Raw genomic sequence first — 25,304 nt, 5'->3', positions numbered from 1 at the left:
GTGAGGGCACGATCTGACCCTAGGACTCCAAGGTCCAGGGGGCGGGAGTGCTCACTCACCAGCGGCTACCAGGCACCGAGTCTGCCCGATCAGCAACCCCGGCAGCTCCCATTAGGGGGCGGGCGCGCCGACGTCGGTCAGGTGGGAGCAGTCGTTGTAGCAGACGGCCTGGAGCCCGGACCCGTCGCTGCGCCACCGGGTGACCGAGGCGTTGGCCACCGGCACCCGCTCGACTTCCATGACGTCCTTCTCGGTGAGGCCCTCGACCAGGTAGCGGGTCATGACCACGATCGCGTCGTGGGTGACGACGAGGACGCGGCCGCCGGGGGCGTCGGCCTCCAGGTCGCGGTAGAAGCTGCGCAGCCGCAGCGCCAGGTCGGCCCACGACTCGCCGCCGGGCGCCCGGTAGTAGAACTTGCCGAGCCGCCGCAGCCGGGCCGCCTCGTCGGGGAAGCGGCGCCGGACGCCGAGCGGGGTGAGGTTCTGCAGGACGCCCTGCTCGCGGTCGCGGAGCCGCTCGTCGATCCGCAGGACCGGGCCGCCGGGGTCCCGCGGGGCGGCGTAGGACGCCTGCGCGAGCGCGATCTTCGCGGTGTCGACGGCGCGCAGGTAGGGGGAGGCGATGACGTGCGTCGGGCGCTCCTCCTCCGGCAGCGCGGCGAGCCAGCGCCCGAGGGTCGCCGCCTGCTCGCGGCCGGCGTCCGACAGCGGGACGTCGGCGTCCCGCTCCGGGATGGCGGCCTCCTCGGCGTCGGTGCCGTGCACCGCCTGGTAGGCGAGGTTTCCGGTGCTCTCACCGTGCCGGGTCAGGTTCAGCCACTGCAGCGCTCTCACGCCCGCCATGCTGCCATGCCCGCCCGACCTCCATGCCCGCCCGAGCGCGACGTCCGGCTCGCCGGCGGCGACGCGGTGGCGCCCGGTGCCCGGCTCGGCGCCGGTGGGGTGGCGGGGGTGTTCTACGCGCGGTAGTACTCTCTTGCCGTGACCGACGTCCTGGGCACCGTGATCATCGTGGTGGCGCTGCTGGCCGCCGCCTACGCGCTGGTGGCGACGCTGCGCGACCGGGCGATGGACCTGGGGCACCTGATCGTGCTCGGCGTCCTGGAGGCCCTGCTGATCGCGCAGGCCGTCGTCGGCTTCGTCAAGCTGTCGGGCGGCGAGGGGCCGGACGGGTCCGCCACGTTCGCGGGCTACCTGCTGGGGTCCCTGCTCATCCCCGTCGCGGGCGCCGGATGGGGGCTGCTGGAGCGGTCCCGGTGGGGTTCCGGCGTGATCGTCGTGGCGGGGGTGGCGGTCGCCGTCATGGTCGTCCGGTTGAACCAGTTGTGGAGCGGCACCGGTGTCTGAGCCCGATCGAGCGCGGCCCGAGCACGTCCGGCCCGGGACCCGCGCGGACGACGGCGCCCGCGCCGGCGCCGCCGCCCGCACGGGCGGGGTCCGCCCCGGCACCGCCGCCGGGCCGGGGCGGCTGCTGGTCGCCGTCTACGCGGTCTTCGCGCTCGCGGCCGGTGCGCGGGCGGCGGTGCAGATCGCCACCCGGTACTCCGAGGCTCCGCTCGCCTACGCCCTGTCGGCGTTCGCCGCGGCCGTCTACGTCCTGGCGACGGTCGCGCTGGCCCGCGGCGGCCGGACCTCGTTCCGGGTCGCGGTCGCCGCCTGCTCGATCGAGCTGGCCGGCGTGCTGGTCGTGGGCACGCTCAGCGTCGCCGACTCCGCCGCCTTCCCCGACGAGACGGTCTGGTCCCTGTACGGGCGCGGCTACGGCTTCGTCCCGCTGGTGCTGCCGGTCGCGGGCCTGCTGTGGCTGCGCCGCACCGCCCGCGCGGCCGGCGGGACCCCGGCGGGCGGTGGGCGCCCTGTGGGCGGCGGCGAGTGAGCCCTCCGGCCACAGGTGTCCGGTGGTCATGCCGCGGGCCGGGCCGCGGCCGACAGTGCCGAGCGGCCGCCGATGGGCAGGGCGTGCACGGCGGCGCGCGTGACCGCCTCGACCTCGTCGGGTGACAGGTCGGCGGTCGGGTTGCGGCGCATCCAGCGGATCAGCCTCAGCGGCGGCGCGAAGACGATGCCGTCGGCGGCGAACGGGGTGCGGACGAGCCTGCCGCCGTGCACGGCCAGCACGGGCGTCACCGCGACCGGCACCTCGGCGACGTCCGAGATCGCCTGGGCGGCGGCCGCGGCCCGCGCGGTCAGCGCGCCGACCAGCTTGGACTGGGTGCGGCCGTCGATGAACAGCTTGCCGCCGTGATGGGAGATCTCCGAGTCGGGGTTCCACGCCTCGTTGTGGACGAGCCACACCCCGCCCGGCCCGATCACCAGTTCGTCGGCGATGCCGTGCCCGGGGACCGTCCGCGCGTGCAGCACCCGGTGCCCGCGCCGCTCCAGCGTGTAGCGCAGCGTCCGGTTCATGCGCTCCTCGCCGCGCAGCCCGAGCCGCCACACGCGGGACGAGTGGTAAACGCGCCAATGGACGAACACGTCCGCGCCCGCCACCAAAAGGGCCATGACGACGCCGAAAACGGCGTTGACGAGCAGTCCGCACAGTACGAGCGTCGCCGCCGCCAGAAATGCGCGGGTCCGCAATCTCCCTTTTCGGCCGCGCTGCCAGAGCTCCTCGTACACCGCCTGAGGCGAACCGCCGGTGAACGCGACCCTGTCCCTGAGGTAGATGGAGCTGCCGAACATGCCGAACCTCCCAGCACCCTGCGATGACTTCAATATTATGCGAATGCCCGGAACTTTTCCGCTACCGCGTGCAAGGGTGACGTAAGTCAAACTGGAAAGTCAGTTCCGGGGGTTGAAATCGGGGCCGACCTGGTCTTTCATGCCGGGTTGGGCGGCGTGCTTCTGGGCACAATCAGAACGTCCCCCGGCGAATAGATGAAAGGCACGATGCAACTTCCATCGCAATAAACAGGGCCTTTTTCATCGCAACGGATTCCGGTGGGCCGGGCGGGCGCGGCAGACTGGGGCGATGCACCTCAGCGCCGCCGAGAACCTGCCCGTGAGCCGCGCCGTCCCCGCACTGCGGGCGGCGCTGGAGGGCGCCGGCGCGGCGGTGCTGGCGGCGCCGCCCGGCACCGGCAAGACCACCCTCGTCCCGCTCGCCCTCGCCGGGCTCGCCCTCGGCGGCGCGCCCGCCGCCGGGAAGATCCTCGTCCTGGAGCCCCGCCGGCTCGCCGCCCGCGCCGCGGCCCGCCGCATGGCCTGGCTCCTCGGCGAGGCCGTCGGCGGGCAGGTCGGCGTCACCGTGCGCGGGGAGAGCCGTCCCGGCACCCGCGTGGACGTCGTCACCACGGGCGTGGTGCTGCAGCGGCTCCAGTCCGATCCGGAACTGGCCGATGTCGGCACGGTCATCCTCGACGAGTGCCACGAGCGGCACCTGGACGCCGACACCGCGCTGGCGTTCCTGCTGGACGTCCGCGCCGCGCTCCGCCCCGACCTGCGCCTGGTCGCCGCGTCCGCCACCGCCGACACCGGCCCGTGGGCCCGGCTGCTCGGCGGGGCGCCCGTCGTGGAGACCGAGGCGGCGCTGCACCCGGTCGGGACGGTCTGGGCGCCGCCGCCGCGTCCCGTCCCGCCGCCGCACGGCATGCGCGTCGACCCGGCGCTGCTGGCGCACGTCGCCGCGACCGTCCGCCGCGCCGCGGCCGAGAGCGACGGCGACGTGCTGTGCTTCCTGCCCGGCGTCGGGGAGATCGCCCGCGTCGCCGGGATGCTCGGCGGCGTCGCCGCCGACGTCCTGCAGATCCACGGGCAGGCGCCGCGCGCCGTGCAGGACGAGGTGCTCGCGCCCGCGTCCCGCCGCCGGATCGTGCTCGCCACGTCGGTCGCCGAGTCGAGCCTCACCGTCCCGGGCGTCCGCGCGGTCGTGGACTCCGGTCTCGCCCGCGAGCCCCGCACCGACCACGCCCGCGGGCTGGGGTCGCTCACCACCGTCCGCGCGTCCCGCGCCACCGCCGAGCAGCGCGCCGGACGGGCCGGACGCGAGGCCCCCGGCACCGTCTACCGCTGCTGGACGCGGGCCGACCACGACCGCCTCCCCGCCCGCCCCCGTCCCGAGATCGAGCTGGCCGACCTCACCGGGTTCGCGCTCCAGGCGGCCTGCTGGGGCGACCCCGGGGCCGCCGGGCTGGCACTGCCCGACCCGCCCCCGCCGGCCGCGATGGACGCCGCCCGCGCCACCCTGCGCGCCCTCGGCGCCGTCGAGGACGGCCGGGTCACCGACCGGGGCCGCCGGCTGGCCCGCGTCGGCCTCCACCCGCGGCTCGCCCGAGCCCTGGTCGACGGCGCCGCCGAAGTCGGCGCCCGCGACGCGGCCCAGATCGTCGCGCTCCTGTCCGAGCCGCCGCCGCGCTCCGCCGGCGACGACCTGACCGCCGTCTGGCGCGCCCTCCGCGCCCAGAGCCGTCCCGCCGACGCCCACGCCGCGCGCTGGCGCGACGAGGCCGCCCGCCTGCGCAGGTCCCTCACCCGCGCCGGCGGCCGCGGCGGGCTGGGGGACGACCACGTCGCCGGGTTCGTGGCGGCGCTGGCGTTCCCGGAGCGGGTGGCGCGCAGGCGGGGGAGCGGGTACCTGATGGCGTCCGGGACGGGTGCGGAGCTCGCGGACGGGTCGGCGCTGGCGGGGGCGCGCCCGGAGTGGCTCGTGGTCGCCGAGGCCGACCGCCCGGCCGGGTCGGCGTCGGCGCGGGTGCGGCGGGCCGTCGTGATCGGCGAGGACGTGGCGCGGTCCGCGGCGGCGCCGCTGCTGGAGACGGTCGAGGAGGTCGCCTGGCGGGACGGCGACGTGGCGGCCCGCCGCGTCGAGCGCCTCGGCGCGATCGAGCTGGGCGCCCGCCCGCTGCGCGACCCCGATCCGGGCCGGGTGCGGGCCGCTCTCCTGGACGGCCTGCGCGCCGAAGGGCTCGGGCTGCTCACCTGGACGCCCGCCGCCGTCGCGCTCCGGCGGCGGCTGGCGTTCCTGCGCGGGGCGCTCGGCGAGCCGTGGCCGGACGTCGGCGACGCGGCGCTCCTGGAGCGGGCGCCGGAGTGGCTGGCGGGCGCCCGGCGGCGCGCCGACCTGGCCCGCATCGACGTCGCCGCGATGCTGCGCGGCCTGCTGCCCTGGGACCGGGCCGGGCGGCTGGACGAGTACGCGCCCGAACGCGTCGAGGTCCCGTCCGGGTCGCGGGTCCGGGTCGACTACTCGGCGGAGCGGCCGGTCCTCGCGGTGAAGCTGCAGGAGCTGTTCGGCTGGGACGCCGCGCCCGCGCTGGCCGGCGGCCGGGTGCCGCTGGTGGTGCACCTGCTCTCCCCCGCGGGGCGCCCCGCCGCCGTCACCGCCGACCTGGCCTCGTTCTGGCGGGAGGGCTACCGGGCGGTGCGGGCCGAGCTGCGCGGCCGCTACCCGAAGCACCCCTGGCCCGAGGACCCGGCCGGCGCCGTCCCGACGAGGCGGACGAAGCAGTCGAAGCAGTCGAAGCGCGCTAGCGGGAGCTGATCAGGGCCTCGACGCCGTCCAGGATGCGGGCGAGGCCGAACTCGAACGCGTGGCCCGGCCCCACGGCCGCGCTGTACTCCTGGCCGGCCGCGGCGCCGACCCGCGAGCCGAGCGGGTAGTCGGCCTCGTCGACGAGCGTGTCGAGCAGGGGGGCGACCGACTCCCACCACTGCTCGTCGCTCATGCCGCTGCGCCGCTCGGCCTCGGCGGCGTTGACCGAGACGCGGGCGGAGCTCTCGGCGAAGCCGGTGACGAGCGCGACGACCGAGTCCATCTCCACGTCGGAGAGACCGAGGCCGTCGACGGCGCGCAGCTCGTACTCGTACTTGCCGAGCAGGTTGGGGCCCATCGGCGGGCGCACCGTCGTGATCTGCAGCATCCACGGGTGCCGGTGGAACAGGGCCCAGTTCTCGCGGGCGATGCGCTCCAGCCGGGCCCGCCACGTCCCCTCCTCGAACCCCTTCCCGAGCGGGGCCAGCTCGCCGAAGGCCCGGTCGACCATCACGTCGATCAGCTCGGCCTTGCCGGGAACGTAGGTGTAGATCGACATGGGGGAGACGCCGAGCTCGTCGGCGATGCGGCGCATGGACAGCGCGTCCAGGCCCTCGGCGTCGGCCAGCGCGATCGCGGCCCGGACGATCTCCTCGGCGGTGAGCCGCGGCTTCGGGCCCCGCCGCGGCCGCGGCCGGACGCCCCACAGCAGCTCCAGGCTGCGTTTCGGGTCACCGCCCCCGCTGTACTCGGTCACCGTCCGATCCTCTCAGGGATGAAACTCTGTACGACGTACGTTATATTGGCCGGGAAAGTAAATCCGTACCGTGTACATAGTTTTGGAGGACGCATGGCCGAACCGCGGTTCGCGGTCCTCGCCGAGGGGCTGCGCAAGCGCTACGGCGACACCGAGGCCCTGGCCGGGCTGGACCTGCGCGTGCCCGCCGGCACCGTGCACGGGCTCCTCGGCCCGAACGGCGCCGGCAAGACCACCGCCGTCCGCGTCCTGACCACCCTGGCCAGGCCGGACGGCGGCACCGCCACCGTCGCCGGGCACGACGTCGTGCGCGCGGCGGGCGAGGTGCGGCGCAGCATCGGCCTCGTCGGGCAGCACGCGGCGGTCGACGAGATCCTCGGCGGGCGGCAGAACCTCGTCATGTTCGGCCGCCTCTACCACCTCGGCGCCAGGGAGGCGCGGCGGCGGGCGGACGAGCTGCTGGAGCGCTTCCGGCTCACCGACGCCGCGGACCGGGCCGCGGGGGAGTACTCCGGCGGCATGCGGCGGCGCCTCGACCTGGCCGCGTCCATGATCCTCGCGCCGCCGGTGCTGTTCCTGGACGAGCCGACCACCGGCCTCGACCCGCGCGCCCGCGCCGAGGTCTGGGACGCGTTCCGGGCCCTGGTGGACGGCGGCACGACCGTCCTGCTCACCACCCAGTACCTGGAGGAGGCCGACCGGCTCGCCGCCGGGATCTCGGTGATCGACCACGGCCGCGTCATCGCCGAGGGCACCCCCGACCAGCTCAAGAAGCGCCTCGGCGGCGACCGCGTCGAGGTCGTCCTGGACGATCCCGCCGCCCTCGCCGAGGCGGCCGGGATCATCGGCCGGGTCGCGGCCGGGGAGGTCGACGTGGACGCCGAGGCCCTGCGGATCGGGGCGCCGGTGTCCGGCCGCGCCGCCGCCCTCACCGAGGCCGTCCGCGCCCTGGACGAGGCGGGTCTCAAGGTCGCCGACATCGGCCTGCGCCGCCCCACCCTGGACGAGGTGTTCCTGCACCTCACCGACAAGGAGGAGGTTCGCTCGTGAGCGTTCGGACGCTGCGCTGGGCGGTCGCCGACGGGCGGACGCTGACCGGCCGCGCCCTCGCCCACTGGGCCCGGCAGCCCGGCCAGATCGCCATGGGGCTGCTGTTCCCGGTGATGGTCGTGCTGATGATGGGCTACCTGTTCGGCGGCCAGATGGACGTCCCGGGCGGGGGCAGCTACCGGGCGTTCATCGTCCCCGGCATGTTCGCCCTGACCATGGCGTTCGGCGTCGAGGAGACGTTCGTGCGCGTCGCGGGCGACGCGTCCAAGGGGGTGACCGACCGGTTCCGCACGATGCCGATGTCCCCGTCCGCCGTCGTGGTCGGCCGGGTCGCCGCCGACATGATCTACGCGGTCGCCGGGCTGGCCGTGATGGCGGCGTGCGGCGTGCTGATCGGCTGGCGCGTCCAGGACGGCGCCGCGAACGCCCTCGCCGGGTTCGGGCTCCTGCTGCTCCTGCGGTTCTCGCTCATCTGGATCGGCGTCTACCTCGGGCTGGTCGCCAAGGGGCCGGAGTCGGTCGTGGCGGTGCAGGTGCTGGTGTGGCCGATCGGGTTCCTGTCCAGCGCGCTGGTCGCGCCGAGCACGATGCCCGGCTGGCTGGGCGCGGTCGCCGAGTGGAACCCGATGTCGGCGACGGTCACGGCGTGCCGCGAGCTGTTCGGCGACCCCGTCGCCGGCGGCTCGTGGGCGGCGCAGCACAGCCTGGCGATGGCGGTCGCGTGGCCGCTGGTGATCGCGGCGGTGTTCGTCCCGCTGTCGGTCCGCCGGTACCGCGCCCTGGGGCGCTGAGCGGGCCGCTAGGGCAGCAGGGCGGCGCGGTGCCGGGCCAGCGGCAGCGCCGGGTAGCACGCCTCGGGCAGGGGCTCCGCGCCGGTCAACACGGCGCGGAGCCTCCGCCCCACGGCCGCGGAGTCATACGGCTGGACGACGCACAGCTCGGCCTGCATCGCCTGCCGCGCCGCCCCCATCAGCGCCGGGACGTCCCCGACGATCACGACCTCGGCCGGGGCGTCGCCGTAGGTGAGCCGCACCGCGAGGGCGTGCATGTCGGCGGTGCCGGCGCCCTTGTAGCGGAACTCGCAGACGAGGCGGTCGCCGTCCAGCGGCCCCTCCTGGATCAGCCATGCCTGGCCGGGCACGACCCGTCCGAGCGACTCCTCCCAGGGGGCCGCCGGGGCGTCGCCGAGCGCGTCCGCCGCGCGCCCCGCCGCCGTGCGCCCCTCCACCGGGCCGATCGCGGCGATCGCGCGCAGGAACGCCCGCGCGCCCGGCGTCGCCGCCGCCCGCAGGCAGCCGATCAGGTCGCCGAGCGCGGCGCGCCGCCCCTGCGCGTGCGGGGCCGCCGCCTCCAGCGCGCCGAGCTGCGCCGACGCCCACACCTCCGCCTGCAGCGGGCCGGGCAGCGCCGGAAGGGCGTCCGACTCGCGGACGTAGGCCGCGTACACGTCGCGGAGCCCCGGCAGCATCAGCTCGGGGCCTGTCGAAGACCGGCTCGTACTCACCCCACCAGGGTATGAGAACCGGCCGCCCGCGAGGCACGGGGGACTGGAGGCACGGGGGGACGGGGGGAGCGGCGCGTCCTGGACGGCCGGTGCGGCCGGGCCGGCGCGGGACGCGCCGCGGCCCCTACGCGGGGACGGTCAGCAGTGTGCGCCCCTCGCCGATCGTGCGGACCTCGAACCGGCTGATCTCCTCGGGCCGCAGCGCCGTGCCGCCCTGCAGCGCCAGCTGCGGCTGCGGCGACCCGGCCAGCCCGTAGCCCTTGGCGGGGACGGACCAGCCGACGACGGTGTGCGCGGCACCCCGCTCGTCCACCGCGACCAGCTCGCACGCCAGCGGTCCGCCGACCTTGCTGAGCTGCATCCCGATCCGGCTGCCCCACGCCTTGCCCTGCACCGCCACCGTCCCGGTGACGCCGGTGCCCGCGTCGGTGGCCGTCGTCCGGTGCCCGTCGCGCATCAGCGCGGCCGTCGAGCCGTCCTGCCGCGCGGGCGGGGCTGCGGTGTCGCGGTCGGCGCCGAGCGTGTAGCCGGTGCCGAGCGCCCCGCCGAGCAGCACGACCCCGGCGGCGGCCGCCGCCAGCGCCCGCGCCGTCCGGTACCGCCGCCGCCGGCCGGCGCGGTGCCGCATCAGGTCGGCGACCACGCCGGGCTCGGGCGGGGCCGGCATCGCGTCGGCCGGCTCGGCGATGGGGCCGATGCCGTCCAGCGTCTGGGCGAGCCCGCGCAGCGCGCCGAGCTCCTCGTGGCAGGCCATGCACGCCGACAAGTGTGCCTCGAACGCGCGGCGGTCCGGCTCCTCCAGCAGGCCGAGGGCGTAGGCGCCGACGTCGATGTGCAGCATGTCCGCGCTCATGGCGTCACGCCCCTCTCCTCCAGGGCGACCCGCAGCGCCCTGAGCGCGTAGTAGACCCGGGACTTCACCGTGCCCACGGGGATGCCGAGATGCCGGGCCGCCTCGTTGACCGAGCGGTCCCGGAAGAAGGTCTCGTTGAGGACCTCGCGGTGGGCGGGGGACAGCGCGAGGAGGGCTTCGGACACGACGACGGAGCGCAGTAGATCCTCCAACCCGTCGGGCACGCGCATGTTCTCCAGCGGGCCCTCGCCCGCCTCCTGCGGCCGTGCGTTCTTGCGGCGCTGGTCGTCGATGACGATCCGGCGCGCGACCGTCGCGAGCCACGGCAGCAGCGAGGCCGCGTTCTCGTCGAGCTGGTGCGCGCTGCGCCAGGCGCGGATCATCGTCTCCTGGACGACGTCCTCGGCCCAGTGCCGGTCGCCGCCGGTGAGGCGGAGGACGAACGACAGCAGCGGGCGCCCGTACACGCGGTACAGCTCGGTCACGATCACCTGGTCGTCCACGCCGCCGGCGGGCTGCGGGCCGCGGAACCAGCTCCATGGTCCGGGCGGGCGTTCGCGGGTGGCCGAGGCGGCCGGTGATCTGTGGGCCATCGGGGTCTCCGGGCGGGTGCGGGGGCGGGACGACGCGGTGACCGTGAGTCGGGTGTCACGCTGGGAGGCAGTACGCGATCCCGGGGCCGGCCGGTTCAACCGAGACCGGTTTGTGGGGGATTTTCCAGAACACTCCTAACTAGTTCGCCACCTTTTCCTTACCTCCGGGCGCTGGCGGTGGCGGTCCCGCGTCCAAGGGCCGTGACGATGGCGACACGATCCCCTTCAGGGAGTCCTCAACCGGGGCGACGCTCACTCCACGACTTGGAGCGAATGCGGGCATCAGGCTCATTCGCCCACACGGGACCGAGGGGCGGGATCGGCACGATGGAAGGAAACGGGGAAGCACAGCTCAGCTACCGCCTGCTGCTGGCGGTGGACATCCAGGGGTACAGCAAGCGCGACACGCGCGAGCAGCTGCTCGCGCAGCGGCAGCTGTCGGACGCGCTCGATCGGGCCGCGCGCGGCGTCGGACTCGACCGCGCCGGCTGGGACAAGCAGGTCGGCGGGGACGGCGAGCTCGCCACGCTGCCGGACGGGGTCGACCCCGCCCCGGTCGCCGGCGACTTCGTGATCGGCCTCGACGAGGCGCTGCGCGACGTCAACGAGGGCGCCGGCCGGTTCCGGCTGCGGGTGCGGCTCGCGCTGCACCACGGCACGCTGACGGCCGGGCCGTTCGGGCCCGCCGGCGACGCGCCCATCGTCGTCCAGCGGCTGCTCGACGCGGGGCCGCTGCGCCGCCTGCTGGCCGACGACGCGGACCGCGACCTGGCCTACGTCGTGTCGGACTCGCTGTTCGACGACGTCGTCCGGACCGGGTTCTGCGCGCTGCCGCCGCACGACTTCCAGGCGGTCAAGGTCGTCGCGAAGGGCGCCGTGTTCCGCGGCCACATCCACACCGGCCGCGCCGCGCGCGGCGGCGCCCGCCGCGACGCCGGGTCCGCCGGCGAGCGGGGCGGCCCCGCCTCCGGGCCGCCCCCGCACGCCGTCGTCCTCAGCCTCCCCACCGCCGCCGCCCGCTGACCGGCGCCCACCGGGGCCCGAGGACGTCCTCCCGGGATGCGGCCCCCGGGAAGGGAAACGGGCGGGCGGTGGTTGTCGCCCGAAACGGATCACTTCCACGGAGGCGGACGATGGCGGACGACGCGGCGCTGGTGAAGCTGCTGGAGAGCCGGGACCTCGGGGTCCTGGCCACGCTGAAGCGGGACGGGCGGCCGCAGCTGTCCAACATCAACTACCACTTCGACGAGGGGCGCCGGCTCGTCCGGATCTCGGCCACCGCCGACCGCGCCAAGACCCGCAACCTGGCCCGCGACCCGCGCGCCAGCCTGCACGTCAGCTCGCCGGACGGCTGGTCCTACGCCGTCGCCGAGGGCACCGCCGAACTGTCGGCCGTCGCCGCCGACCCGCACGACGCGGCCGTCGAGGAGCTGATCGAGGTGTACCGCGACGTCCGCGGCGCCGAGCACCCCGACTGGGACGACTACCGGCGCGCCATGGTCGCGGACCGGCGCCTTGTCATCCGCCTTCACGTCGAGCGCGTCTACGGCTTCGCCCGCTAGCGCCGGGCGGTCTTGTGGGGGTGGTGCGCGGGTGGCTACGGTTCGGTGATGATCCAGGCCACCGCCACCACCAGCGCCACGCCCGAAGAGGTGTTCCGGCACCTGGCCGTCCCCGAGGCGTGGGGCGCCTGGGGGAAGTTCCCCGGTTCCGCCAAGCAGACGCGCAAGGGCGACACCACCACCTACGGCGTGGGGACGGTCAAGAAGATCTGGCCGGCCAGCGAGCAGACCGTCGCCTACGAGCCGTACTCGCACTTCGCCTACATCGCCCTGTCGGGGCTGCCCGTGCGGCGCTACCGCTCGGACGTCCACCTGGAGGCGCGCGACTCCGGCACGGCCATCCGCTGGGAGGCGGTGTTCGAGCCGCTCGTCCCCGGCACCCGCCCGCTGGTCGGGTTCGCGCTGGGGCTGATGCTGAAGTCGTTCGTCCGGTGGCTGCCCGCGCACGTGGAGAACTGCCCGGCCGACTGCCCCGCCCGCCGCGCCGGCGACCTGTAGCGCCCGGCCCGGCCCCGCACGGGCCGGAGGCCGCGCGACCCCCCGCGCGACCTCCGGCGAGAAAGGTGCAGGCCGAGAGCACCCCGCAGTTCCCTCGGCCTGCACGAACCTGGCCCCCCAGGTGGATCCCCCTCAGACGGGATCCGGGCCGTACACCTCCCACAGCTCCCCGGCGAAGAACCTGCCGAAGTCGAGGAGCTTGCCCGCCCCGTCCGGGCCGGACGTGCGGAACGTCGTCAGCTGCCGCGCGAAGTCCGTCAGCCGGATGTGCAGCACCCCCGCCGCGACGACGTCCGCTTCGTCCTCCGCCTCCGCGCCGACGTGGCCGTCCAGCAGCCGCACGTAGAGCGTGGAGGTGTCCGGCCAGATCCGGGTCGGCGGCCCGTGCAGCACGTCCTTGTGCCCGCTCAACGTCCGCCGCCGGTCCTCGCCGTCGGTGTAGAACAGCCGGTACCTCATCAGCCGCCGGTCGCCCGGGCCCTCCGCGACGAACAGGTTGAACGTGCCCCGCTCGACCGGGCAGCGGCCGCCCTGCCCGCCCACGTCGATCCAGCCGTCGGCCTTCGCCTCGTGGCCGGGCTCGGCGAGGAACCGGTCGGTGTCCTCCGCGGTGATCGTCAGCCGGAACGACAGGGGCCGGCGCCCCTCCGCCAGCTCGCCGATCCGCGGATCGTCCTCCCCGTAGGTGACGAACCCCTTCATCTCCTCGGTGAACGACAGCGACGTACGGCCGGCCGCCGCGGGGGACGGTCCCCGTGTCCCGCCGCGGTCTTGCGGAACCGGGCCGGTCGCCTGCGGGGGTACGGCCCCCCGCACCCCCCGGAACCGGCCGTACGCCGAGCCGTTCCCCGCCCCGTCCAGCGAGCCGGCTCCCCCGGCCGGCTCGGCCCCCGTGGCAGACGGGGCGGTGTCGGACCGGGCCGCACGCCTTCGTGCGGACGCGTCCTCGAGCAGCCGCTCGGCCATCCGGTCGGCCTGCGCGGCGATGGTGAGCGAAGGGTTCGGGCCCACCGGTCCCGGCATCGCCGCCCCGTCGGCGATGTAGAGGCCCGGGAACCCGAACACCTCGCCGAAGGCGTCGCAGACGCCTTCGCCCGGGTGGGCGCCCATGGGGGCGCCGCCCAGCGGGTGGACGGTGACGATGCGCTTGCTGAACCACATCGGGTTGTCGTGGTAGTCGGCGCCGAGCACGTCGGCGATCCCCTGCATCGTCTTGCGGACGCGGTTGAACAGCGCCTCGCTGGTCTCCGGCGTCCAGTCGGCGGCGAGCCGGCCGCCCTTGAGGTGCAGCCGCCCGTCGGGGGTGTCGCGGCCCATGCCGAGCAGCGGCAGCGAGCTGACCGTCAGGGCGCCGTCGCCGATCAGGTCCGCGATCTCCTTGGACAGGTTCGTGTCGGGCGCGTCCTTGAAGAACTCGGTGAACCGGTTCCACAGGAACCGCACCGCGCGCTCGAGGTCGTTGCCGAGGTCGAGGCTGTCGACGATCCAGTCGGTGAACCCGGGGTAGCCGCCGTCCTCGATGTAGGCGCCGCGGCCCGCGCCGGGCACGCCGTCCAGCTCGTCCGGCAGCCGGATCGCCGTGGTGATCACCGGGCCGCGGGCGGCGTTCAGCGGCCGGACCCGGTTGCGGTCCCTGGCGCGCAGCAGGAACGTCAGCAGGTCGCCGTTGCCGCTGAAGCGGGTGCCGAGCGCGTCGGACAGCCCCGGGAACGCCTCCCGCGACTTCAGCAGCAGGAACGTCGTGCCGTAGGTGCCGGCGCCGAGGACCAGCCGGTCGCAGGTGATCGTCTGGACGGGCGGGCGGCTCTTGCCCGCCTCCCGGGCCGGGGGCCGCGGGATCGCGTGGTGGACGTAGTCGACCTCGTAGCCGCCGCCGGGCCGGGGCCGGATGGCCTTGACCTCGCGGGAGGTGCGGATGTCGGCGCCGTGGTGCGCCGCCGCCGACAGGTAGGTGTGGTCGAGGCTGTTCTTGGCGCCCTCGTTGCAGCCGATGTCGCACTCGCCGCACAGCTTGCACGTCCGCCGGCCGGCGCCGTGGACGTTGCCGTAGCCGGCGTCGGCGATCGGCAGGCTGATGCCGGGCGGGCCGCCCGGCCGCGCGGCGAAGCTGACCGCGAGCGGCGGCAGCGAGATCTCCAGCCCCAGTTCGGCCGCCGCGTCCTGCATGGCGTGCGTCTTCGGGGTGTCGTCGAACGGGACCTGCTCGAGCGGGTACGGCATCGCGCCCAGCATCTTCTCGACGGCGTCGTAGTGGCCGTCGAGGTCGGCGCGGGTGATCGGCCACGGGTCGTGGCCGCCGTCGGGGCGGTCGTTGACGAACCAGCGCTCGTCCTTGCGCAGCAGCACGTTCGCGTAGATCAGCGACCCGCCGCCGAGGCCGGACGACACGACGGAGTCGCAGCCCTTGAAGCTCCAGACGTCGAACATCCCGTACAGGCCCTCGGCCGGGTCCCAGAACGCGCGCCCCATCTCGGCGGGCGTGCGCGGGAAGCTGCCGGGCGGGTACGGCTGCCCGCGCTCCAGCAGGACCACCGACTGCCCGGCCTCCGCCAGCCGGTACGCGGCGACGGACCCGCCGAACCCCGACCCGACCACGACCGCGTCCGCATGCTCCGCCCCCTTGTCGCCTCTCGGGGACGGCCCCCGGGCCCCCGAGCCGGGGGCCGACCGGCGACCTTCGCTCCGCTGGCGCTCCGCTCCTGTCATCGGTCAGCCCGCCTTCCTCTTCAGGAAGTCCACGACCTGCGGGAACACCTCGGTGTCGGCGTTGCGGCCCATGAACGGGTCCTGGTGGCCGTAGCCGGGCAGGATCGCCAGCTCGTGCAGGCCCGGCGAGACCTGTTCGAGCGTGCGGTGGCAGACGATGTTGGAGTCGGTGAACACGTTGTTGCGGTCTCCGGTGAGGAACAGGATCGGTGTGGTGACCGTGTCGGCGCGGGACAGGTAGTCGTCCGGCAGCGCGGCGAAGCGGGGGTCGCGCGGGCGGTACTTCACCGCGCGGCCGGCCTTCACCATCGCGTGCAGGTGCCGGTAGTAGTTGACGTTGCAGGCCCCGAACAGGTCGGGCAACCGGCCGTGCGTGACCGGCGACATCTTCTCGTGCGTGTAGATCGGCTTCCCGCCGCCCCACATGAAGCTGAGCATGTGGCAGGCGGCCTCGTCGCACTCGCGGTGGAACGGCGCGACCGCCTTGGCGAGCATCCAGCCGCGCGTCATGACCGGAGCGTTCCCGTAGCGCGGGTCCAGGTGGCAGGGGCCGAGCAGGTACTCCATCAGCGGCGGCCCGTAGCCGAGCTTGATCTTCGACCAGGCCGGCGTGCGCGGCGTGACCGAGACGCTGTTGCAGACGAGGCTGGTGACGCCGGTGACGGCGCCGGCGAACAGCGACATCGAGAAGGAGATCGCGCCCACGCAGTGCGTGATGACGTGCAGGCGCCGGTTCCCGACGTGGCGCCGCAGTTCGGCGACCGCCGCCGGGTGGTCGTAGAGCGCTATGCAGTCGAGGTTGTGCCGCGCCGTCTCGGCGTTGTAGGGGAACCGGCCGCTGATCCGCGCGTCCAGGGCCCACACGTCGCCGAACCCGGCGTCGTGCAGGTAGTTCACCAGGTTGGTGTGCTCCGGCATGACGTACATGTCGCTGGACGTCGTGAGGCCGTGCACGAGCAGGACGACGTCGTCGCACGCGGCGCGGCGGAACCGGGTCAGGTTGAGGCCCAGCCCGTCGTCGGTGGCGAAGGGGTGCACGGATATCTCGGCGTCCGCGACGCCCGCGTGCGTGAAGCGCGCGATCCGCTGCTGATCCATGTCCGTCTCCTCCGCTTTCTGACGCTCCAACCTTGCCAAACGCGGATATCGGCGCGGCATCGTGGAGAACCCGTACTTACGTGCGCGGCCGGGCCCGCGTCACGTACGGGACGTACGTGAGATAAGAGTCGGAACTACTTGGAACGGTTCATCGCAGTCGCGACGCCGACCCGGGACGACACGCCGATCTTGGCGAAGACGCGGGACAGGTGCGTCTCGACCGTCCGGACGCTGAGGAAGAGCCGCTCGGCGATCTGCTGGTTGCCGAGGCCCTCGGCGACCAGCAGCGCGATCTCGTGCTCGCGCGGCGACAACCCGAACGGCAGGTCCTTCCTGCCCTTGGCGCTCCCGCCGGCCGCCCCGGCGGAGGGCACCCGGACGCCGAGGCGGCGCTGCTCGCGGACGACCTGCGCGTGCAGCCCCTTCATCCCGCAGGACTCGAAGACCTCCGCGGCGGCGCGCAGCCGCTCCCTGGCCTGCGAGCGGTCGCCGGCGGCGGCGTGCGCGAGCCCGGCGGCCAGCTCGGCGCGCCCCGCCTCGGGCCGCCGCCCGGCCTTGGTGAGCAGGTCGGCGGCCTCCGCCGCGAGCGCGGCGGACGCGGCCGGGTCGGCGGCGCGCAGCGCGTGCGCGCGGGTCAGCTGGGCCAGGCCGAGGTCGCCGGCCAGCGCCGGGTTGGCGATCGAATCGGCGATGTCGGCCCAGTTCGCGGCGTCGGCGGCGTCGTCCTGCGCGGCGCGGACGCAGGCGAGCGCCTCGGCGCAGATGCCGAGCGTGCCGAAGTCCAGGCCGAGGGTGCCGTCGCCGCACGCGGCGATCAGCGCGGTGGCGCCCTCCTCCAGCCGGCCCTCGTTGATCACCGCGATGGCGCGCGCGACGTGCGCCATGTGCGTCCACCACTCGCCCGAGCCGGTGTCGTTGGCGACGGCCTCGTCGCCCGCGCGGATCGCCCGCTCGTGGTCGCCCATCCAGGACGCGGTCAGGCACTGCTGGATCAGGCCGTAGGCCAGGACCTCCTGCGAGCGCAGGTCGCGGCCGACCGCGGCGGCCTCGTCGGCGACGGCGGCGGCCTCCTCCAGCCGCCCCACCTGGGCGAGGGCACGGGACTGCCCGGCCAGCATGTAGCCGAGCACGAACGTCTGGCCGGTCGCTCGGGTGATCGACACCAGCCGGTCGGCGTGCCGCAGCGCCTCGTCGTACATGCCGAGGAAGCACTCGGCGAACACCAGCCAGGCGAAGCAGTCCAGGCAGTCGGCGAAGTCGTTGTCGGACGCCGCGGAGAACAGCCGGTCGGCCGTCTGCGCGTAGCCGATCGCCTCGTCCACCTCGCCGCGACCGTAGGCGACCATCGGACGCATCGCCGCGACCGCGGCGACCAGCCCCGGGCTCCAGCCGGGCGCGCCGGCCGGGATGGTCTCCAGGATGGCGTGGGACCCGCGCGTGTCGATCCGCTGGATGCGGTCGGCGACGAGCCGGATGCGCAGCAGGACGGCCTCGGGGGTCTGCCGGTCGGTGATGCGGCGCAGCTCGTCCAGGACCAGGGCGCGGGCCTCGTGGATCCGGCCGAGCTGCCGCTCCATGATCGCGCACATGTGCACGGTCCGGGCGCGGCGCACGATGTCGTCGGGCGGCAGCAGCCCCAGCAGGGTGCGGGCGGTCACCCGGCCCTCCTCGGCGTGGCCGCTGACGGCCTGCATGAAGGTCAGCTCGACCAGCACCTCGACCCGGTCGGGGTAGCCGTCGTCGGCGGTGTCGGGCATCAGGTCGAGGGCGGCCTGCAGCCAGTACGCGGAGGTGCCGGGCGCCTGCTGGGCGACGACGCGGGCGGCCTCCACCAGCGTCCGGATCGCCTCGGCGTCGCCGAACCGCGCCGACCGCACCACGTGGTGGGCGCGCACCGCCGCCGGGGCGCCGAGGTCGGCGAGCCGCGACGACACCCGCGCGTGCGCGGCGATCCGCCAGCCCGCCGCCGTCGAGGCGTAGGCGACGTGCCGCACCAGGGGGTGCCGGAACCGGAACCGGCCGCCCGGCGCCGCCCGCACCACGTCATGGCCGGTCAGCACGTCCAGCGCGGTGAGCGCGGCGTTCTGCTCCATCTCCGCCGCGACGGCGGCGAGCGCGGGCTCGAACACGTCGGCGGCGACGGCGGCGCCGCGCGCCATCGCCAGCGCCTGCGGGGGCAGCGCGCTCAGCTCCACCTGCAGTGCCGCACGCACCGCCGGCGGCACCTCGGTCAGGTTCGCGACGCCCTGCTCCCAGTGCCGGTCGAGGCCGTTTCCGGCCACGGGCGCGGTGCCGTCCGCCATCTTGGCGAGCGCTTCGAGGTAGAAGGGGTTGCCGCCACTGGCCTTGAACAGGGCCTCGCACTGCGAGCGGCTGACGTCGGGGCCGAGGAACTCGCGCACCTCGCTCTGCGTGAGCGGGTCGACCGTCACCCGCACGCCCTGCGGGCCCGCCGCGTCCACCAGCGCCGCCAGCCGCGGCGACGCCTGGGCCGGCCGGTAGGCGACCGCGACCAGCACCCGGGCGCGCGGCGGATGCCGGACCAGGTGGTCCAGCAGCTCGATCGTCGCGTCGTCGGCCCAGTGCAGGTCGTCCAGGATCAGCACCAGCCCGGCCGGCTCGGCCAGCTCCTCCAGCAGGTGCCGGACGGTCCGGTGCAGCTGGTACCGCGCCACCTGCGACTCCGGCGAGGCGAACGCGGGCTCGCCGGTCGGGTCGGTGAGCGCGGGGAACACCGTTCCGAGCAGGCGCAGCGCGCCCGCCGACAGGCCCGGCGTGCGGTCTTCGAGGCGGTCGTCGAGCGCGTCGACCACGGCGCCGAACGGCATCTCCTGCTCGAACTCGCCCGCCCGCCCGGCGGCGAACGGCAGCTCCCGCGCGATCGCCGCGTCGGCCAGCTCGTTCAGCAGCCGCGTCTTACCCGCGCCGGGCTCGCCGACCAGCGCCAGGAAGCCGTAGCCGCCCTCGGCGGCGTCCAGGACGCGGCCGATCTCGCGCAGCGCGTCCCGCCGCCCGACCAGCGGAGCGTTGCCGGAGCCCCCGGCCCCGCGCGCCGCACGACCCTGCATGTCCACATCCCAACAGCGACAGGCGGCCGAAACGCCGTGATCATGCTTCTCGTGGTGGTGGTGGTCCTGAGAATTGCGGGATCACCTTATCGGGTGGAACGTCAATAAGGTGGGGCAACACGCCTCCCACCGCGTGCGGTCCCCACCGGGGCGGTCTCCTCCGTGACCGTACGTACATAGCTATGAACGGCCCTCGGGAGCCCCATGTCAACCTCGGGTGGCCAAACCGTCGCGGCGTCGTGACATCCGGAGCCGGCTCAGGCTTCCAGGCCGAGCCGGACGGCGGCCTCCCGCCAGCGGGCCTCGTCGCCGGACGGGCTGTAGCGGCGGACGTCCTGCGTCGCGGCCACGAGCGCGCGGGCCTCGGCCAGGTCGCCCACGACGCCCTGCGCGCGCGCCTGCGCCAGGACGTTGCCGAGGGCGGTCGCCTCGACCGGGCCGGCCACGACCGGCAGGCCGCTGGCGTCCGAGGTCAGCCTGCACAGCAGGTCGTTGCGGCTGCCGCCGCCCACCAGGTGCACGACCGCGATGTCGACACCGGACAGGGCCGCGGCCCGGCGCAGCGTGGCGCGGTGCGCCAGGGCGAGGCTGTCCATGATGCAGCGGACCGTCCCGGCGCGCGTCTCCGGCTCGGGGAACCCCCGGCGGCGGCAGTGCGCGGCGATGCGGGACGGCATGTCGCCGGGCGGGAGGAACTCGGGGTCGTCGGGGTCGATCAGCGAGCGCAGCCCGGGGACCCGCGCGGCCTCGGCGAGGAGCGCGGGCAGATCGGGGTTCCCCCAGGCCCGCAGGGACTCCTGGAGCAGCCACAGGCCCATCACGTTGCGCAGGTAGCGGACGGTGCCGTCGACGCCGCCCTCGTTGGTGAAGTTGGCCTTGCGGCTCGCCTCGGTCAGCACGGGCGCGTCGAGTTCGACGCCGACGAGCGACCAGGTGCCGCACGAGATGTAGGCGAACCGGCCGTCCGCGGCGGGGACGGCGGCGACCGCGGACGCGGTGTCGTGGGAGCCGACGGCCGTGACCCGCAGTCCGCCGTGGCCGGTCTCGGCCGCCACGTCCGGGCGGAGCGCGCCGACGGCCGAACCGGGGTCGCGCAGCGGCGGGGAGGCCCAGGCGGGCGAGGAGGTCGCGCGACCAGGTGCCGTCGCGGACGTCCAGCAGGCCGGTCGTGGACGCGTTCGTCCGCTCGGCGCCGGCCTCGCCCGTCAGCCAGTAGGCCAGCAGGTCCGGGACGAGCAGCAGCGTGCTCGCCCGCGACAGGTCGTCCGCCAGCAGCTGGTAGACCGTGTTGAACGGCAGGAACTGCAGGCCGGACGCCTGGTAGAGGAGGTCGTCGCCCAGTTCGGCGCGGACCCGGTCCATGACGCCGTCGGTGCGGGCGTCCCGGTAGTGGACGGGGTTGCCGAGCAGCCTGCCGTCCGCGTCGAGGAGCCCGTAGTCGACCGCCCACGAGTCGATCCCGACCGACGCCAGCCCGGCCGGCGCGGCGCGGAGCCCGTCGAGGACGTTGCCGTAGAGGCCCAGGATGTCCCAGTACAGCGTGCCGCCGACCCGGACGGGACGGTTCGGGAACCGGCGGATCTCGTCCAGTTCGAGGGTGCCGGGGCCGACGCGCCCGGCCATGACGCGCCCGCTGGAGGCCCCGAGGTCGACGGCCGCGAAAGTCGCCTCGCTCATCGGACGACCAGCACCTCCAGCGTGCGCGGCCCGTGCACGCCCTCCACCCGCGACAGCTCGATGTCGCTCGTCGCCGACGGCCCCGACACGAACGTCAGCGGACGCGACGGGTCGAGCCGTTCGAGCGCCTCCGGCACGTCCGGCGCGACCTGCCCGGCGAGCACCACGATGAGGTGGTAGTCGGGCACGAGCGACAGGGCGCGGGGCCCCTGCGCGGCGCCGTGGTCCAGGACGATCGTGCCGGTCTCCGCGATCGCGGCGGCGCAGCCGGTGACCGCGCCCGCCAGCCCGTCGAGGGACGCCACGGAGAAGTCGCGGACGAGCGGCGCGTCCGTCGCGGACGTCCACTCCGCCGGCAGGTCGGCGGGGGCCCCGTACGAGCCGGGGCGGGCCGCCAGCCGCTCGGCGACCGCCGAGGGCAGGTCGGGCGCGGCGACCCGCAGGACCGTCGCGCGGTAGTCGGCGACCCGCTCGGCGAACAGGTCGAGGACGCCGTCCTCGTGGTGGCGGCGCAGGTAGGACCGGTCGATCCGGTCGTAGGACGTCGCGACCTCGGCGGCCGGGCGGGTCGGCGCGACGCCCTCGATGCGGCGCAGGATCTCCTCGCGTGCGGTCACTCGCCGTCCCCCTTCCGGTTGCCGTCCTTCAGGCCGCCGTCCGTGCGGGCCCACCAGGCGCGGAACGACTCCGGCGGGGGCGCGGGCGCGTCCCGCGTCTCGGTCCAGGCGTTCAGCGGCCCGGGCAGCCGCCGGATCCGGCCGCCGCGCGCCACGATCCGGCGGCTCGCGGACGCGGCGCGCTGCGCGAGCCCGAGCCGGGTGGGGGAGCGCAGCGTCCACCCGGCGGCCGCCATCGCGACCCGCTCCAGCGGATGCCGCGGCCCCTTCTCCACCGCCCGCGCCCGCAGGTGCACGAGCACCTCCGGTATGTCGATCGCGACCGGGCACGCCTCGAAGCACGCCCCGCACAGCGACGACGCGTACGGCAGCGACGCGTCCACGTCCGACCCGACGCCCCTGATCTGCGGGGACAGGATCGCGCCGATCGGCCCCGGGTACGGCGACCCGTAGGCGTGGCCGCCCGCGCGCTGGTAGACCGGGCACACGTTCAGGCACGCGGAGCAGCGGATGCAGCGCAGCGCCTGCCGGCCCACCTCGTCGGCCAGCGTCGCGGTGCGGCCGTTGTCCAGCAGGACGAGGTGGAAGTCGCGCGGGCCGTCGCCGGGGGAGACGCCCGTCCAGGCGGAGGTGTAGGGGTTCATCCGCTCGGCCGTGGACGAGCGGGGCAGCAGCTGCAGGAACACCTCCAGGTCCCGCCAGGACGGCACGATCTTCTCCACGCCCATCACCGAGATGAGCGTCTCGGGGAGCGTCAGGCACATCCGCCCGTTGCCCTCCGACTCCAGGACGACGAGGGTGCCGGTGTCGGCGACGGCGAAGTTCACCCCCGACACTCCGACCTTCGCCGAGAGGAACTTGGCGCGCAGGTGCCGCCGCGCGGCCTCCGCCAGGTCGGCGGGGGAGTCGCTCAGGCCCTCCGGGGCGTCCTCCATCGCGCGCAGGAAGATGTCGCGGATGTCGGACCTGTTCCGGTGGATGGCCGGGACGAGGATGTGCGACGGCCGGTCGTCGCCGAGCTGGACGATCAGCTCGGCGAGGTCGGTCTCGTAGGCGGTGATCCCCTCCTCGGCGAGATGCTCGTTGAGCCCGATCTCCTGCGTCGCCATCGACTTGACCTTGACGACCTCGGTCTCGCCGGTCGCCTTCACCAGGCCGGCGACGATCCGGTTGGCCTCGGCCGCGTCGCGCGCCCAGTGCACCGTCCCGCCGGCCTCGGTGACCCTCTCCTCCAGCAGCCGCAGGTAGTGGCCGAGGTTCGCCAGGACGTGGTCCTTGATCTGCTTGCCCGCCTCGCGCAGCGCGGGCCAGTCGGCCAGCTCGGCGACCGCGCCGGCGCGGCGCGCCCGGATCGTGGCGGTGGCGTGCGCGAGGTTGCCGCGCAGCCGCGTGTCGGCCACGGCCTCCCGTGCCGCGTCCGGGAACGACGGCATCCCGATATAGGTCGGCATTGCGGGAGACGTCATGACGGGTCCTCCTCCGTCGACGCGAGGATCTCGGCCAGATGGATCGTCCGCACCCCCGCGCGGGTGCGGGTGAGCGCGCCGCCGATGTGCATCAGGCACGAGTTGTCCGCCGCGCACAGCGCCTCGGCCTTGGTCGCGCGGACGGCGGTGACCTTGTCGGCGCACATCGCGGCCGACACCTCGGAGTTCTTGAGCGCGAACGTCCCGCCGAAGCCGCAGCACTCGGCGGCGTCCGGCAGGTCGACCAGGTCGATGCCGCGCACCTCGCGCAGCAGCCGCATCGGGCGGTCGCCGACGCGCAGCATCCGCAGCGAGTGGCAGGTCGGGTGGTAGGTGACGCGGTGCGGAAAGTAGGCGCCGACGTCGGTGACGCCGAGGACGTCCACCAGGAACTCCGACAGCTCGTACACCCGCGACGCGACCCCGGCCGCGCGCGGCGCCAGCCTCGGATGCCAGTCGCGGATCATCGCCCCGCACGACGCGGACGGCGTCACGATCGCCTCGTACGGCTCGAACGTCTCCGCGAACCCCTTCACCAGGGGCAGCGCCTGCCGCCGGTAGCCGGTGTTGAGGTGCATCTGCCCGCAGCAGGTCTGCGCCTCGGGGAACTCGACGTCGTGGCCGAGCCGCCGCAGCAGCCGCACCATCGCCTTCCCCGTCCCCGGGAACATCGTGTCGTTGACGCAGGTGAGGAACAGCGCGACCTTCATGAGGCGCCTCCTGGGCGGCTGGACTCCCGGACCACCAGCTCGGGCTGGAACATGACCTGCTGGTGGGCGTGCCCGCCCGACAGGTCGCACTCCTCCAGCAGCAGCTCGGTCGCGATCCGGCCCAGCTGGTAGGTGGGCTGCCGCACCGAGCTGAGGGGGACGGCGGCGGCGGCCGAGAACTCGATGTCGTCGTACCCGATCAAGGCCACGTCAGTCGGCACCTTGATACCGGCCTGCAGCAGGACGCGCAGCACGCCGAGCGCGAGCAGGTCGTTCGCGCAGAAGATCGCGTCCGGCAGCGGCGGGCCGGCCTCCAGCAGCCGCCGCGCCGCCTCCTGACCGGACCGCGCGTTCATCGCGCCGACGGCGACCTCGCGCATCGCCTCCCGGCCGAGCCCGGCGGCCGTCAAGGACGGCACGGTCAAGGAGTTCGAGCTCTGGGACCCCAAGAACCTCGGCTACCTCGCGGCGTACGCGGCGGCGAGCTGTCGTCCGGCCAGATCACCGGCGCGGAGGGCGAGAAGTTCACGGCCGGCAAGCTCGGCGAGCGCGCGATCGGCGCCGGCATGATCCTCGGCGCGTCGCTGCTCACCGCGCGCGGCGTCCCCGCCGCGGGCGAGTACGAGCTGCGCACGTCCCTCGCCATGCTGGTCGCCGACCGGCTCGGCGCGGGCGGCTCGTTCACCGAGCTGCAGGCCCTCGACTTCCACCGCGGCCACGTCGAGATGGGCCACGACGGGCCCGCGCACCTGGCGATCAGCTCCCGCCGCCCGCTGCTGCGCGGCCTCGGCGTCTACCACGGCAAGCGCGGCTACGGCGTATCCGTGGAGTTCGACGTCAGGCACGGGCCGGTCACCGCGTTCGGGATCGTCCAGCGCCGCGACGGCCGGTTCGCGTTCGTCGCGTCGGAGGGGGAGACCGTGGACGGGCCGCTGCTGCGGATCGGCAACACCACGTCCCGCGTCGACTTCGGCTGCGACCCGGGCGAGTGGACCGACGCGTGGTCCGCCACCGGCATCTCCCACCACTGGGCCCTCGGCACCGGGCACATCGCCGCCGACCTCGCGGCCCTCGCCGACCTGCTGGAGATCGACCTCGTCCAAGTGAATCCCTGACCGGACGGCTCCGGCGGCGCGTGCGGGGACGTGGCCCGCGCCCTGAGCGGGCCTGGAGTATGGTCAATAATCGTGACTAAGGAGAGCGGGGGCCGGGCGCCCGACCTGGGGGTGCTGGCGGGGCGGCTGATGCGGGCGCTCCAGCAGGAGCTGTTCGAGCGGCTGGCCGAGCAGGGCCACCCGGACGTCCGGCCCCGGCACGGCACCGTCCTCGCCTTCCTCGACGCCGAGGGGCTGCGCGCGACGGAGCTGTCGGCCCGGTCCGGCCAGCACAAGCAGATCGTCGGCACCATCGTGGACGAGCTGGCCGCCCTCGGCTACGTGCGCCGCGAACCCGACCCGGCCGACCGGCGCGCCAAGCGCGTCGTCCCCACCGAGCGCGGCCTCGACGAGATCGCCAAGGCCCGCGCCATCCTCGCCGCCGCCGAGGAGCGCCACCGGCGCGCCCTCGGCGACGAGACCTACACCGTCTTCAAGGACGCCTTCGAGCGCGTCGCCCGCGACCAGACCGCCTGGCGCGACGCGGACGCCGCCGAGCGGACGCCGTAGCCGGCGCCGTA

General features: G+C 75.0%; 23 protein-coding genes and 1 pseudogene. 10 read left to right on the top strand and 14 right to left on the bottom strand.

Annotated elements, in window-relative coordinates; genetic code table 11:
* Window positions 1-111: 111 nt before the first annotated feature.
* Window positions 112-843 carry a histidine phosphatase family protein gene (locus SM611_RS35840; RefSeq protein WP_371954845.1) on the bottom strand — a complete coding sequence of 244 codons (732 nt, stop codon included), beginning with the start codon at window positions 841-843 and terminating at the stop codon, window positions 112-114.
* Between the two features lie 138 nt (window positions 844-981).
* Here SM611_RS35840 and SM611_RS35835 point away from each other — a divergent pair, with 138 nt between their 5' ends.
* A complete protein-coding gene (locus tag SM611_RS35835) occupies window positions 982-1,347 on the top strand; it encodes a hypothetical protein (RefSeq protein ID WP_371954844.1) in 366 nt (121 codons plus the stop codon).
* Window positions 1,348-1,468: 121 nt separating this feature from the next.
* On the top strand, window positions 1,469-1,876 hold the full coding sequence (locus SM611_RS35830; RefSeq protein ID WP_371954847.1) for a hypothetical protein: 408 nt from the start codon (window positions 1,469-1,471) through the stop codon (window positions 1,874-1,876).
* 26 nt (window positions 1,877-1,902) lie between these two features.
* Here SM611_RS35830 and SM611_RS35825 read toward each other — a convergent pair whose 3' ends face one another.
* Window positions 1,903-2,682: an NERD domain-containing protein gene (locus SM611_RS35825; RefSeq protein ID WP_371954843.1), complete on the bottom strand. Its 780-nt coding sequence runs from the start codon at window positions 2,680-2,682 to the stop codon at window positions 1,903-1,905.
* A gap of 289 nt (window positions 2,683-2,971) precedes the next feature.
* On the opposite strand from SM611_RS35825, the gene hrpB reads away from it, so the two are divergent.
* The gene (hrpB, locus tag SM611_RS35820; protein WP_371954842.1) at window positions 2,972-5,479 is read left to right on the top strand and encodes an ATP-dependent helicase HrpB; all 2,508 of its coding nucleotides are present in this window, start codon (window positions 2,972-2,974) and stop codon (window positions 5,477-5,479) included.
* Here the strand turns inward: hrpB and SM611_RS35815 are convergent.
* Window positions 5,466-6,227 (bottom strand): TetR/AcrR family transcriptional regulator, encoded by a 762-nt coding sequence (locus SM611_RS35815; protein WP_371954841.1) that lies wholly within the window; start codon window positions 6,225-6,227, stop codon window positions 5,466-5,468. The two genes, hrpB and SM611_RS35815, sit on opposite strands and share 14 nt — an antisense overlap.
* A 93-nt stretch (window positions 6,228-6,320) precedes the next feature.
* Here SM611_RS35815 and SM611_RS35810 point away from each other — a divergent pair, with 93 nt between their 5' ends.
* Together SM611_RS35810 and SM611_RS35805 are read left to right on the top strand one after the other, a co-directional pair.
* On the top strand, window positions 6,321-7,277 hold the full coding sequence (locus SM611_RS35810; protein WP_371954840.1) for an ATP-binding cassette domain-containing protein: 957 nt from the start codon (window positions 6,321-6,323) through the stop codon (window positions 7,275-7,277).
* Window positions 7,274-8,068: an ABC transporter permease gene (locus tag SM611_RS35805; protein ID WP_371954839.1), complete on the top strand. Its 795-nt coding sequence runs from the start codon at window positions 7,274-7,276 to the stop codon at window positions 8,066-8,068. Before SM611_RS35810 ends, SM611_RS35805 begins: the two co-directional genes overlap by 4 nt.
* Before the next feature lie 8 nt (window positions 8,069-8,076).
* Here the strand turns inward: SM611_RS35805 and SM611_RS35800 are convergent, their stop codons facing one another.
* The 3 genes from SM611_RS35800 to SM611_RS35790 form a co-directional block, all read right to left on the bottom strand.
* Complete coding sequence (locus SM611_RS35800) at window positions 8,077-8,781, bottom strand: hypothetical protein (RefSeq protein ID WP_371954838.1); 705 nt, start codon at window positions 8,779-8,781, stop codon at window positions 8,077-8,079.
* A 124-nt stretch (window positions 8,782-8,905) separates the two neighbouring features.
* The gene (locus tag SM611_RS35795; protein ID WP_371954837.1) at window positions 8,906-9,634 is read right to left on the bottom strand and encodes an anti-sigma factor family protein; all 729 of its coding nucleotides are present in this window, start codon (window positions 9,632-9,634) and stop codon (window positions 8,906-8,908) included.
* Window positions 9,631-10,227, bottom strand: a complete 597-nt coding sequence (locus SM611_RS35790; protein WP_203596324.1) for a sigma-70 family RNA polymerase sigma factor — start codon at window positions 10,225-10,227, stop codon at window positions 9,631-9,633. Before SM611_RS35790 ends, SM611_RS35795 begins: the two co-directional genes overlap by 4 nt.
* A 327-nt stretch (window positions 10,228-10,554) precedes the next feature.
* Here SM611_RS35790 and SM611_RS35785 point away from each other — a divergent pair, with 327 nt between their 5' ends.
* The 3 genes from SM611_RS35785 to SM611_RS35775 all read left to right on the top strand — a co-directional run bounded on the left by SM611_RS35785 (window position 10,555) and on the right by SM611_RS35775 (window position 12,287).
* The gene (locus SM611_RS35785; protein WP_371954835.1) at window positions 10,555-11,250 is read left to right on the top strand and encodes a hypothetical protein; all 696 of its coding nucleotides are present in this window, start codon (window positions 10,555-10,557) and stop codon (window positions 11,248-11,250) included.
* 110 nt (window positions 11,251-11,360) lie between these two features.
* The gene (locus SM611_RS35780; protein WP_371954834.1) at window positions 11,361-11,789 is read left to right on the top strand and encodes a PPOX class F420-dependent oxidoreductase; all 429 of its coding nucleotides are present in this window, start codon (window positions 11,361-11,363) and stop codon (window positions 11,787-11,789) included.
* A gap of 48 nt (window positions 11,790-11,837) precedes the next feature.
* On the top strand, window positions 11,838-12,287 hold the full coding sequence (locus SM611_RS35775; RefSeq protein ID WP_371954833.1) for an SRPBCC family protein: 450 nt from the start codon (window positions 11,838-11,840) through the stop codon (window positions 12,285-12,287).
* 132 nt (window positions 12,288-12,419) lie between these two features.
* Here SM611_RS35775 and SM611_RS35770 read toward each other — a convergent pair whose 3' ends face one another.
* The 8 genes and pseudogenes from SM611_RS35770 to SM611_RS35735 form a co-directional block, all read right to left on the bottom strand.
* Complete coding sequence (locus SM611_RS35770) at window positions 12,420-14,993, bottom strand: GMC oxidoreductase (RefSeq protein WP_371954832.1); 2,574 nt, start codon at window positions 14,991-14,993, stop codon at window positions 12,420-12,422.
* 3 nt (window positions 14,994-14,996) lie between these two features.
* On the bottom strand, window positions 14,997-16,091 hold the full coding sequence (locus SM611_RS35765) for an alpha/beta hydrolase (protein ID WP_371954831.1): 1,095 nt from the start codon (window positions 16,089-16,091) through the stop codon (window positions 14,997-14,999).
* 134 nt (window positions 16,092-16,225) lie between these two features.
* Window positions 16,226-19,159 (bottom strand): helix-turn-helix transcriptional regulator, encoded by a 2,934-nt coding sequence (locus SM611_RS35760; protein ID WP_371954830.1) that lies wholly within the window; start codon window positions 19,157-19,159, stop codon window positions 16,226-16,228.
* Window positions 19,160-19,416: 257 nt separating this feature from the next.
* A pseudogene (locus tag SM611_RS35755) lies at window positions 19,417-20,836 on the bottom strand (rhamnulokinase).
* Entirely contained in the window at window positions 20,833-21,453 is a 621-nt protein-coding gene (locus SM611_RS35750) for a LutC/YkgG family protein (protein WP_371954829.1), read from the bottom strand. Before SM611_RS35750 ends, SM611_RS35755 begins: the two are co-directional and overlap by 4 nt.
* A complete protein-coding gene (locus tag SM611_RS35745; protein WP_371954828.1) occupies window positions 21,450-22,919 on the bottom strand; it encodes a LutB/LldF family L-lactate oxidation iron-sulfur protein in 1,470 nt (489 codons plus the stop codon). The genes SM611_RS35750 and SM611_RS35745 overlap by 4 nt, the downstream gene beginning before the upstream one ends.
* Complete coding sequence (locus tag SM611_RS35740) at window positions 22,916-23,629, bottom strand: (Fe-S)-binding protein (RefSeq protein ID WP_371954827.1); 714 nt, start codon at window positions 23,627-23,629, stop codon at window positions 22,916-22,918. The genes SM611_RS35745 and SM611_RS35740 overlap by 4 nt, the downstream gene beginning before the upstream one ends.
* Window positions 23,626-24,039: a substrate-binding domain-containing protein gene (locus tag SM611_RS35735; protein WP_371954825.1), complete on the bottom strand. Its 414-nt coding sequence runs from the start codon at window positions 24,037-24,039 to the stop codon at window positions 23,626-23,628. The genes SM611_RS35740 and SM611_RS35735 overlap by 4 nt, the downstream gene beginning before the upstream one ends.
* A gap of 156 nt (window positions 24,040-24,195) precedes the next feature.
* Between SM611_RS35735 and SM611_RS35730 the strand changes: the two genes are divergently transcribed.
* Window positions 24,196-24,744 (top strand): hypothetical protein, encoded by a 549-nt coding sequence (locus tag SM611_RS35730; RefSeq protein WP_371954823.1) that lies wholly within the window; start codon window positions 24,196-24,198, stop codon window positions 24,742-24,744.
* A 72-nt stretch (window positions 24,745-24,816) separates the two neighbouring features.
* Window positions 24,817-25,293: a MarR family winged helix-turn-helix transcriptional regulator gene (locus SM611_RS35725; RefSeq protein WP_371954821.1), complete on the top strand. Its 477-nt coding sequence runs from the start codon at window positions 24,817-24,819 to the stop codon at window positions 25,291-25,293.
* Window positions 25,294-25,304 lie beyond the last annotated feature (11 nt).

It is taken from the genome of Actinomadura monticuli (assembly GCF_041463655.1).
Classification (GTDB): Bacteria; Actinomycetota; Actinomycetes; order Streptosporangiales; family Streptosporangiaceae; genus Spirillospora; species Spirillospora monticuli.
Note: the sequence above shows the minus strand (reverse complement) of the source record. Positions and strands in the feature narration are given on the sequence as shown.